Annotated in this window: 10 protein-coding genes and 1 other RNA gene; 4 read left to right on the top strand and 7 right to left on the bottom strand. The window is 38.3% G+C overall.

Annotated elements, in window-relative coordinates; translation table 11 throughout:
• Window positions 1–59: 59 nt before the first annotated feature.
• The 5 genes from OQ267_RS21840 to OQ267_RS21860 form a co-directional block, all read right to left on the bottom strand.
• A complete protein-coding gene (locus OQ267_RS21840) occupies window positions 60–1,196 on the bottom strand; it encodes a hypothetical protein (RefSeq protein ID WP_265838096.1) in 1,137 nt (378 codons plus the stop codon).
• 143 nt (window positions 1,197–1,339) lie between these two features.
• Window positions 1,340–2,218 carry an AbiJ-NTD4 domain-containing protein gene (locus OQ267_RS21845; protein ID WP_265838098.1) on the bottom strand — a complete coding sequence of 293 codons (879 nt, stop codon included), beginning with the start codon at window positions 2,216–2,218 and terminating at the stop codon, window positions 1,340–1,342.
• A 517-nt stretch (window positions 2,219–2,735) separates the two neighbouring features.
• Window positions 2,736–3,374 carry a hypothetical protein gene (locus OQ267_RS21850; RefSeq protein WP_265838100.1) on the bottom strand — a complete coding sequence of 213 codons (639 nt, stop codon included), beginning with the start codon at window positions 3,372–3,374 and terminating at the stop codon, window positions 2,736–2,738.
• The gene (locus tag OQ267_RS21855; protein ID WP_265838102.1) at window positions 3,364–4,317 is read right to left on the bottom strand and encodes a cyclic GMP-AMP synthase DncV-like nucleotidyltransferase; all 954 of its coding nucleotides are present in this window, start codon (window positions 4,315–4,317) and stop codon (window positions 3,364–3,366) included. Before OQ267_RS21855 ends, OQ267_RS21850 begins: the two co-directional genes overlap by 11 nt.
• A gap of 1 nt (window position 4,318) precedes the next feature.
• Entirely contained in the window at window positions 4,319–5,341 is a 1,023-nt protein-coding gene (locus OQ267_RS21860; protein WP_265838104.1) for a CBASS cGAMP-activated phospholipase, read from the bottom strand.
• A 398-nt stretch (window positions 5,342–5,739) separates the two neighbouring features.
• On the opposite strand from OQ267_RS21860, the gene OQ267_RS21865 reads away from it, so the two are divergent.
• The 4 genes from OQ267_RS21865 (at window position 5,740) to OQ267_RS21880 (ending at window position 8,735) form a co-directional block, all read left to right on the top strand.
• Window positions 5,740–6,333 carry a hypothetical protein gene (locus OQ267_RS21865; protein ID WP_265838106.1) on the top strand — a complete coding sequence of 198 codons (594 nt, stop codon included), beginning with the start codon at window positions 5,740–5,742 and terminating at the stop codon, window positions 6,331–6,333.
• Between the two features lies 1 nt (window position 6,334).
• Entirely contained in the window at window positions 6,335–6,742 is a 408-nt protein-coding gene (locus tag OQ267_RS21870) for a hypothetical protein (protein WP_265838108.1), read from the top strand.
• Window positions 6,726–7,502 carry an ImmA/IrrE family metallo-endopeptidase gene (locus OQ267_RS21875; RefSeq protein WP_265838110.1) on the top strand — a complete coding sequence of 259 codons (777 nt, stop codon included), beginning with the start codon at window positions 6,726–6,728 and terminating at the stop codon, window positions 7,500–7,502. The genes OQ267_RS21870 and OQ267_RS21875 overlap by 17 nt, the downstream gene beginning before the upstream one ends.
• A 726-nt stretch (window positions 7,503–8,228) precedes the next feature.
• Window positions 8,229–8,735, top strand: coding sequence for a D-glycero-alpha-D-manno-heptose-1,7-bisphosphate 7-phosphatase (locus OQ267_RS21880; RefSeq protein WP_265838112.1), 507 nt, complete (start codon window positions 8,229–8,231; stop codon window positions 8,733–8,735).
• A gap of 347 nt (window positions 8,736–9,082) precedes the next feature.
• On the opposite strand, the gene fsa is transcribed toward OQ267_RS21880, so the two are convergent.
• On the bottom strand, window positions 9,083–9,742 hold the full coding sequence (gene fsa / locus OQ267_RS21885) for a fructose-6-phosphate aldolase (RefSeq protein WP_088302965.1): 660 nt from the start codon (window positions 9,740–9,742) through the stop codon (window positions 9,083–9,085).
• A gap of 86 nt (window positions 9,743–9,828) precedes the next feature.
• Window positions 9,829–9,928, bottom strand: an RNA gene (gene ffs / locus OQ267_RS21890) — signal recognition particle sRNA small type.
• Window positions 9,929–9,995: the final 67 nt, after the last annotated feature.

Raw genomic sequence — 9,995 nt, forward strand, 5'->3', positions numbered from 1 at the left:
TCTTAGAACTTTTCTGCCTTTCCTCAAAGGTTGTTCGAACTAAAAGAACAATCCCGGTATTAATACAAATCACTGCTTCTGTTTTTACCCAAATCATTCAGTTCCTTAAGTGATAACTCTTCAATACTAAAACCCCCAAACCAGCATACCTTTCGATCGCTATTCAGGAACTCTACATAATACCTAATCAGGTTACTGAATAAATTATAACTGAGGCAATCCGGGTTTTTTAGATTTAAACCTGTGAGCAGATTGGTAAAATCTGTTATTGAAATGAATATAGGCAAGTCAGGTTTTTCAAACTGTTTGGCAAGCAAAGACGCATAAGGATCATCAAAGCTGATCCGATCGTTTATCACGCAAATCTTCAATACATGATTCATTCGACTGATCATTTTCTGCAATTGCTCACCTTGTAATTTGCATTTTTTTCTTTTCACTTGAAGTTCAACGCGCATGAGTTGATTAATTGCCTTACTTATGTTGGAATGCCGCTTGGTTGGTTTATCACTCAAAATGAATTTGGATTCTATAACCATTACGCAGTCCCCATCAAAAAGCAAAAAGTCTGTGAACTCCAGTCCGTTTTCATACCTGGGGGAAATGAACAACTGATGATCTGTTGTAAATAACACTTCGAGTTTGCTGGTGAGACTGATCTCCTGCAAAGTCCCATGCTTTCCATCCTTCAAGTAGTCTGCATAATCAAAATAGGGTTTTTGCGTGAGTGGGTGCTTTAATGCACCCGCTTTATATTCTGGAGCACTGAATTTGATCTTTGGAGACTGCTCGTTATTTACATTCGCAATTTTCAGCTCAAATCCTTTCCGGACTTCTTCAGGAGTGAAATCACCTCTTATTGGTTTCAGACGCTCATCCTTATATTCAGGATCATTATAAACCTTAAATAACCAGGCTTCAAAGTCAGCAGGATTAGACTCAATTTTCAACTTAGCGCTGAAGAAATTATGATTGTTGTGATTGAAAAAGCACACAGTTATTTCATTAGCCCTATTGGCAAATTTTATCGCCCATTGGTCGAAGCCTTTCCATGTTGCATCTTCAGCTCCAAAAGAATTCCCGGCGATAAAAGCAGGCCTGCTTTTATCGTCCCAGATGTATAGCGTTGATCCCCTATGATCTAAATTTGAATTACGGATGATGACGCTCATAGGCTTTCCTTCAATAACAGACATCGTTAGTGCTGGCTCTAACTTCAGCAGCAAACATACTGAGCCTTCTTCGTCAAGATCAACGTAGTACCCGAAGTTTAACCTTTAATGAAAGTGTATCCCTCTCCGCTGCCCTCTCCGTAATATTTAGCCATATGTCTGCGAGATTATTTTTTCTTGGTTTTACTAATTACCCCCGCCTTCTCAGCAAGTCCGACCAGGTAGTTGACAAATGCACTGGACGTCACTAGCACATATTTTGCAGTTTCGAAATCAGGCGCCACGTGTTCGCCTGATACCCCATGACGAATACCCGCAGTTTTATCATTCGTAAAATTATAGATTTTGTTAAAACTTTCTTTTAGCTGATTGTTGACAGGCAAACCTGTCTTTTCAATTTTATTCAAAGCGTTTCCCAGTGTAGATTCGCCTGTAATTAATTTTGCGGCAGTTTCCACAGCACTGACCGACTCCTTAATAGAGTTTCTGTAATCGGGATCGTTCCGATCAGAAAGCAGTACCAACGCATTGCCCAAATGTACATTAACCCCGTCAAGGGCAGTATATTTCTTCGCCGAATTTAGAGCCTCGTCGATTGTATCTGTTTCCAGTTCATTTGACACAGGCACAATTAAATTTTTAATTACCCGGTAGCCACTGAACTCACGTTCCAGGACATAATTCAATTGATCGGCGTAACCAATTCTAACATAAGGTTTGCCTAGCAAAAACTGCATCAGGTCATAAATTTTGTTCCAGGATAACATTGAAAACTTATCATAATAGGGGCGCTCATAATCAAAATGGTTAGTCGGAATGGTGTGAACAGGCTGCTTAATGAAATTACTCATTAAATCAGTTCTGAATTCCATGAGACCTTCATCTGTGAATGAATCACGTTTATTGTAATACAAGACGTATTCGTGGATGAGATTCCAGAGAGAATTTTTTAGGTCATCATCCATTTGCTTTAATTGTATTTTTTTGAAACCTGTTTCCAACCCCATCCTTTGAGAAAACGACTGCGTGGTTTTTTTCTTGGTCATATAAATCGCATTAACTACCTTATGTTTTCACGTCACCTGTTATTGGAATACGCGAATCAACTTTTTAAAGCTATTAATAAATTTCTAACCAAAAAGTATTTCCTATACCTCAGTGAATCAATAGGACATATCAATAAGACAAATAGAACCGTTAAAATGATTAAATATATGATTAATATGTCCTAGATGTACTTTTCTCTGGATCCAACGATTCTTTGTTTGTGAAGGTGATCACTATTCTTGATCACTAGATAAGTAGCTTATTATTGAGCGGTCCAATAAGTTAACTTCCAATAAAATTATTGAATACCAGCTACAGAAAAAAACCAAACATTTCGATAAATTCTTTCTTAATATCTTTCAAGCGTAAACTTCAATATTCGCAACACTCTGGTTGTGAACGAGCTTTTACAGGCGCAACAGATTAAAAATCAATCATGGCGATTATATGGAAGGTTGTGTTCGTTAAACTTTGGAAGGCGACCTTACCTCAATATGATAGTTAAAATTAATGAGGTCAGCTAAGAAAACTTATGAATTGCTCAATCATTTGCCGTGGTAATGGTTTCAATAATCGAAATGCTTCACGATGACACTTTCTATATTTGTTTCCGCTGTTGCAGAAACATTTTGCAACCCTATCAGGTTCATCATGATCTTTGATAAAGTAGAGCATACGAACAATCCAGTTCAGATCATTGGCCTTGAAGGTATCAGTAAAAAATTCGAGGTTACCTTTTTTACCATGTGAGCGTTCTTTCAGAAAGAAGCCATGTATTTCCCGATATTTTTGATTAAAAAAATAAGGCTTTACTTGATTCTCTATAAATCCCCGCAAAGTTATCCCTTGCCTGCATTTTATCATTTCTTCAGGGATAGAGCTGATACAGCAATGTCCATCAGGAAAAATATGCCAGTCAATGTTTATCGGTATCCTACCACCAGTTTCATAGACATAGGGGAAAGAAAACGGATAATCCTCAGTACACAGAATCTTCACCTCATAAGTGTCGATAAGGTTCTGCTGACCATCCGTTAAAATTACCTTTCCAATAAGCATCGGAGCATCCTGCTCGGTCATCATCAAAGAAAATCCAGGTAAAGACGAACATATTAACTTAGCCTCTGCTTCAAAAAGAGAAAAATTATTGTTCATCCGCCCAAGGGTTCGAGGTTGCGGCCCCAGCTGCTACCGCGGATGCCAACCTGCTGTTTGTTTCTTGTTTTTCGTTTTTGCCTTCAGGAAAACGATTGCCCAAGTGTTTTCTCCAGAGTTTGCTAGCGGATAACTGGTTTTCTTCTTTCAAAGCCTTATCTGCATCTTCAATGAACCTATCCAGCGCATTTAAGAAGTTATTCTTCTTGTTTTCATCATAGTGTTCGAACAGATCATCATTGGGAACAGAAGGAACAACGCATTTAAATTCAAGATCCAGTGCTTTTTTTATCTCTTTTAGTAAATCCCTTAAAGTAATATCATCCCGGTCATTTAACACAATCTTTTCTTTTGCGTTGCAAGCTAGGATAGTTATGGCCAGGCCACTAGGCATCTTGTGTGAACAATCATCACACCAGCCTTTCAAATACATCACATGCCTCAACACCTTACCCGCTTTATCTTTTTTGCCTCTGAACCATTCTACAACTGCCTTTGGATCACTATCCTCAAACCCAGTGTTCTTTATGGCAATTCTATATTCCTGTCCATTTATCTTATAATAAACTGGGTGATCGATTTCATAATCTCCGGCAAATATGGAACGGATACATTTTTTTCTATGCTCAGGAGTAGTAGCTGTATATCCGTATACTGCATCCCAAATCCATCCCTGCATAGTTGTTGCTGTTACATCAGGTTCTCTGAAGAAGTAGATACCATCATCCAAATCGCAAATATCCTGCTTCGTGCGGATGCCGGTTTTCATTTTGTGCGAACCCTGAATAAAAAACTTAGGTTCATAGTCAGGATGGTTATCCTTAAACCATTTGCGGATGCGTTTTCTTAGTGCCTCTTTCGAGAAGATCATCCGATCTTTTTTTGCTTTTCCTATGCCGATCTCTTCTTGATAGTCCAGGAATAATAAGTGACAGTCTGCCATTTTATTTCGATTTTAAAAAGTTAATAATTTTTACCATGTTGTTTTTGGCCAGTTCGTCTCCGATGGCCTTCATACGTGCGATGTGTTTGTCCTTTGATGAATTCAACTCTATATTATCTCCTTTCATATCATGCTGAATCCGCAGGTAACTGAAAGTATTGCCAATTTTTTCCAGTGCCCTTTGTAAAAACAGCAAGTACTGTTCAGTGATCTGAGCCTGTGTATCCAATACCAGATCAACAAGTTTTGGATGTGGGAATAACCAGTCAAATACATTTTTTGGTCGCCAAGAGCGCCTAATGATCTGTTTGCCCTCTCCGGTACCAAACGAAAGCACACTAATGTCACCTATTGCTATTCCCAATTTGTCGGTTGCTTCAAATACCCCAATCAATGCAGGGTTGTTGGCAAAGATGCCTCCATCAATCATATTGATGTTTGTTCCTTCTCCAAATTCATTCTTAAATGAGAAGGTATGCGGGGGGAAGTAGACAGGTGCCGAGGCACTTGACATAGCAACGTGGTATGCTGGCAATTTATAATCCCTTCTATATTCTGGATGGTGCCTTGTCTTAAACACATTGATCGCACCATCATTGCCGTTAAAAGCAGGGATACAAACTTTCACCTTTAGGTCATTCATCAACGGATCAGCTCCCCCATTGGCCTCTGCATACACTTCTTTTAATTTTTTGAGGAGTTTTTTATTGCTATACATAGCATTAAAAAACACCCTGCCTTTACGGGGCAAAAAGCGGAAAATAAACCTGGGGAAGATTACTTTTGCATTATCTTCATAGAATTTGGCCAAATCCTTTACAGAAATGCCCAAAGCAATACCTATAGCCAGTATTGCTCCAGTGGAGGTACCACAGATTAGATCAAAATGCTCGTAAAGCTTTTTATCAGGTTCCTTCTGCTGAAACTCTTCCTCTAGTTCTGCCAGAACTCTTGCCGGGATTAGTCCCCTAATCCCGCCACCATCAATGGAGAGTATTCTAAATTTCTTATTTTCTTCTTCCATATTCCTTAATTAAATGGTTCCCCATAAATAGCGGCCCAACTGTTCCAGATGGTTGAGATACATCTTTCCAACTTGACAGATAGTTGTTTAGAGACAGCTTGGGCATCGTCTCTCGCCTCAATGGCTGTTTTAGTAGGATGATAAAGTACAGTATTAGGAAAATAGATTATCTTAGAGTGTTGGTCTAAAACCTGATCTTTGTATCCAAGCTGAAACATTACCTTCTTAAATTCTACATGTTTCGAATGGATGTCGTAAGTAATTATAATTGCCATATTTTTATATATTTATAGTTAAGTTGGGATCGCTTGCTTTAAGTGTCCCCATTATAGATATAACCGAACATTTTAAAAATCCCCCCACTGGTGTAAAAAAAGATTTACCTGGTTATTAATATTATGGAAGTTGGAAAGTACTATTATGGTAATCAGAGCAAATTAAGCCATCTAACAGATAATGATTGGAAGGTTGCGCTGGCGAAATGTGAAGAGCATATTAAATGGAAGTTGAAACAAAAGACGCTGTCTGGAGCCCATGCGGCAGCTAACTTAGGCGCTGATCCGATAGAGCATTATTTAGGCATCGCTTATGAGAAAGTGCTAACCGGAGAGTGGGAATGGAAAGACGAGTTTACCTTATCGCAGCAGTTGATAAGGATTGCTGATAGTTATATCAGTAAAGAAGTCGTTAAAGCAACATCCCCTAAAGGACAAGCGCTAAAGATAGAATACACTGATATTGAAGAAGAATTTTATGATCTGGCAGAACCTCCAAATGATGAGAATGAAAACCAGCAAATGGATAATAGATTAAAGCAGATAGAAGACGCTGCTACTGGGGATGAAAATTTAGAATTTATGATCGAAGGATTAAAAGAGGGAAAGAAAAGATCAGATATAGCTGAATTATTAGGAATTAATGTCCGGCAGCTGGATAAATTAAGAGAAAAGCTAATGCGACGGGTTCAAAAAACACAATCTTCAACAAATTAACATGGCAACGTTAAACGCAAAGCAAGTTTTGAGTAATCTATACGGGTTAATGATGGAGATCAACTATCACCGTTTAGATGAAGAAGTTTTAGAGGAACTTCAACAAAAATCAAATAGGCAAGTAGATAAACATTTAATAAAGGTCAAACAATTATCAGCAAAACTAAGGGCTCTGGAAAACAAAGACCGCTTTCAAAAAGCACTCGCCCAGATAGCAAAACTTAGAGAAAAAGGCCTAGACGAATTAAAAAAGTTATTAAATCCACAGGAAGCAGGTCAATTAGTGCCACTGTTCAGGAAATTTGATGAACTGACCAAGGATGACGAAAAATCTATCTTAGAGGATCAGGAACTACTCCTCCTGATAGAAATCCTAAAAAATAAGCTTGATAATGATCCAGAGCAATAACCCTTTAAAAGCTGCTCAGGAGTTACATGCTATGATTGGTTGGACACAACCATCCGATCTGACACTGGAAGATATTGCAGGTGCATTAGGTATTCTTGTAAAAGATGAACCGATAAAAGGTTCCGACGGGCGGATACTCATAAAAGGAGATACCGCAATCATCACGGTCAATAACACCATTACAAATCCTGGTCGAAGAAATTTTATTTTGGGACATGAAATCGGTCATTTTTTGCTCCATAAAGATGCCACGGCATTATTTTCTGACACTCCCTTAACTCTTTCTGAATGGTTTAAGAAAGGTATTCACGAAAAACAGGCAAATGATTTTGCTACAGAGCTTTTAATGCCGGCACCATTATACGTCAATAAGGTCGAGGGCAAAAAACTGAGTATAAATTTGATTGAGGATGTAAGTGCCTATTTCCAAACTTCTCTGTTGGCTACATTTCTAAGGTACATATCATTGGGCAGTTTTCCCGTGATGGTCATTTATATGGAAAAAGGTGTGGTCAAATGGAAATTCCACTCCAATGATTTTCCATTTACCTATCTTCCAATAAATTCCAACGTCCCTGCCTGGACTGTTGCGGGAGATTATTTTACTAAAGGTCAACTAGAACCCAACCCAGAAAAGGTAGATGCGATAGAATGGTTTGCCGAGGATTTTGAGATCAAAAAAAAGAAAGATTGGAAGTTATGGGAGCAATGTTACCAAGTAGGTGAAAGTGGCTTAGTTTCTGTTTTGTGGACTTACTAACCAATAAGAAGATTCTGACATAACTTTCTTCAAATTTTTAAAATAAAATATTATATTTACTTGATAGCAATTGCAACTAAAAAATACAGACAAAAAGGTGAGTAATTCGGTGAGTCGCTTTTTAAAAACCTTCCAGATAGCTTTTAAACGCTGAAAATTGAACGAAGTTCACATCCCAGCGGGATCACAGAGAACAAAAACCTTTCAGAAATGAAAGGTTTTTTCATTTGGCATCAACCCGCTTAGTTTCGAACAGAAGCGCAGGGCCTGGGTTCGATTTGTAAAAGGCTTAGGGCCGAGTTTGGGATATTGCGGGGCTGAGCCAATCCCAGCGAGATCACAAGACTGACATCAAAATTTTTAATGGTTTGATGTCGGTTTTTTTACTATAAATACTTGCTTGACATTAAGATATGTTTAGGTGTCACATTCATTTCAAGAGTTCGAAACATAGTTCCGTCAAATTTCAATTTTTTAGAAAAAAACGAACTAGCTATTGCTTGCTTACTCTCTGTAGCTCCCCGTTTATACAACTTTTCGATACTTGAAATATCGTTTGGGAAAAAATGAAGCTTTGATTACCCGCGCTTACGGATATAGTTGAAATACCAATGTTGGCCAGGCAGGTTTAGCTTTTGTATACCATTATTTTTTGCTTATTTTGAAGCTTAATTTTACCCGAGACTGTCTCCTCAGAAATGCAGTCTCCAATTTAATAATTCGCAAATGAATAAAGCTATTTTTCTTGATCGTGACGGTGTATTGAATCACGAAATATACGATTACATCTGTCGCGTGGAAGATTTTAAAATACTCGACTACCAGATCCCTGTCTTAAAAAAGTTATACGATGAAGGCTATTTACTCATTGTGATTACAAATCAGGGCGGTATTGCATTGAAAAGATATTCTGAACAGGAACTGGCCATCATGCATCAGATGTTAAGAAATGCATTTGTGGCCAAAGGTGCTGATATTGCCGGTTTCTATTACTGTCCGCATCATCCCACGGTGGGTGGCGAATGCAAATGCAGGAAGCCAGCCTCAGGAATGATTTTAGATGCAATTGATATGTATGACATTGATCCGGCATTATCTGTTATGATTGGTGATAAACCGAGGGATGTGGAAGCGGCCAACGGGGCAGGAGTAAAGGGCATCCTAATCGAACCGGATGAGCAGATTAGTTATGAGAAGGTGAAGGAAGTCCTTAGCCGGGAGTCTTTAGTCTAGCGTCTGTTGTACTATACATAAAAAAATCTAAGCCTGAAATCCCACTTGATATTTATGGCCTTCGACTGCCTCTGCCACCTAGACCTGATTGAAATGGCATTCCGGTTTTGTTAAAAATCAGTTTTACACTAAACAATCACCGGAATATAATGTAAAGCAGGACTATTGTAACCGATAAGCACTGTAACTGCTCTCCAAAAAATAAAATATAAGAGAGAAAATGGAGATGTAATTATAAATTTCAACATCATCCATTATTCATTTTAGCATACGCCTTTTGTAAAACAAAAAATCCTAAGTCTTAAACCGGAAAACCGATTCAAGACTTAGGACTCAAGATTTCAAGCTTACTTACCTGCTGCCTTAGCGTGGTCTGCTAAGAAAGTGGCTAAGCCTGAATCAGTTAATGGGTGTTTTAATAAGCCTGTAATTGCAGCTAAAGGCGCAGTAATTACATCTGCACCTAATTTTGCGCAGTTTACAATATGTAACGGACCGCGAATAGAAGCTGCTAGAATTTGAGTTTCGTATCCGTAATTATCAAAAATAGTTCTGATATCTTCAATCAAAACCAAACCATCGCTTGAAATATCATCCAAACGGCCTAAGAATGGAGAAACATAAGTTGCTCCGGCTTTAGCCGCTAATAATGCTTGTCCGGCAGAGAAAATTAAAGTACAGTTGGTTTTAATTCCTTTAGAAGAGAAATGTTTAATGGCTTTAACACCATCTTTAATCATGGGTACTTTTACCACGATTTTAGGATTCAAAGCAGCCAATGCTTCACCTTCTTTAACAATCTCATCAAAAGTAGTTGCAATAACCTCTGCACTTACGTTGTCTTCTACAATATCACAAATGGCTTTATAGTGGTTGATTACATTTTCTTCGCCAGTGATGCCTTCTTTCGCCATTAGGCTAGGATTGGTGGTTACACCATCTAAAATGCCAAGATCATGCGCTTCCCTGATTTGATCAAGATTTGCTGTGTCAATAAAAAATTTCATGGTTATAATTCTTAAATATTTGAGTTTCGACGATTGAACCCTGAAGAATTTAATTCCCCCTTCAGGGGATTAAGGGAAAAGAAAAAAATGGGCAAGCAACTTCTATCGCACCGCTACAACCTTCTACCCTTGCTATGTTCCCATCCTGGGGGAGTTCAAAGGGAGCTGGTCGTAAAAGACTTGCCCGGCACAAAGGTAGAAAAAGAAGTTGTTTTGCAAAACGCATTTGTGGAATTTTTTAATGATACAGGCT

Origin of the sequence: Pedobacter sp. MR22-3, from assembly GCF_026240075.1 — a bacterium.
GTDB lineage: Bacteria > Bacteroidota > Bacteroidia > Sphingobacteriales > Sphingobacteriaceae > Pedobacter.

Coding starts and splice junctions, on each gene's coding strand:
- OQ267_RS21840 (WP_265838096.1), bottom strand. CDS start 1,196: ATGTCTGTTATTGAAGGAAAGCCTATGAGCGTCATCATCCGTAATTCA.
- OQ267_RS21845 (WP_265838098.1), bottom strand. CDS start 2,218: ATGACCAAGAAAAAAACCACGCAGTCGTTTTCTCAAAGGATGGGGTTG.
- OQ267_RS21850 (WP_265838100.1), bottom strand. CDS start 3,374: ATGAACAATAATTTTTCTCTTTTTGAAGCAGAGGCTAAGTTAATATGT.
- OQ267_RS21855 (WP_265838102.1), bottom strand. CDS start 4,317: ATGGCAGACTGTCACTTATTATTCCTGGACTATCAAGAAGAGATCGGC.
- OQ267_RS21860 (WP_265838104.1), bottom strand. CDS start 5,341: ATGGAAGAAGAAAATAAGAAATTTAGAATACTCTCCATTGATGGTGGC.
- OQ267_RS21865 (WP_265838106.1), top strand. CDS start 5,740: ATGGAAGTTGGAAAGTACTATTATGGTAATCAGAGCAAATTAAGCCAT.
- OQ267_RS21870 (WP_265838108.1), top strand. CDS start 6,335: ATGGCAACGTTAAACGCAAAGCAAGTTTTGAGTAATCTATACGGGTTA.
- OQ267_RS21875 (WP_265838110.1), top strand. CDS start 6,726: ATGATCCAGAGCAATAACCCTTTAAAAGCTGCTCAGGAGTTACATGCT.
- OQ267_RS21880 (WP_265838112.1), top strand. CDS start 8,229: ATGAATAAAGCTATTTTTCTTGATCGTGACGGTGTATTGAATCACGAA.
- fsa (WP_088302965.1), bottom strand. CDS start 9,742: ATGAAATTTTTTATTGACACAGCAAATCTTGATCAAATCAGGGAAGCG.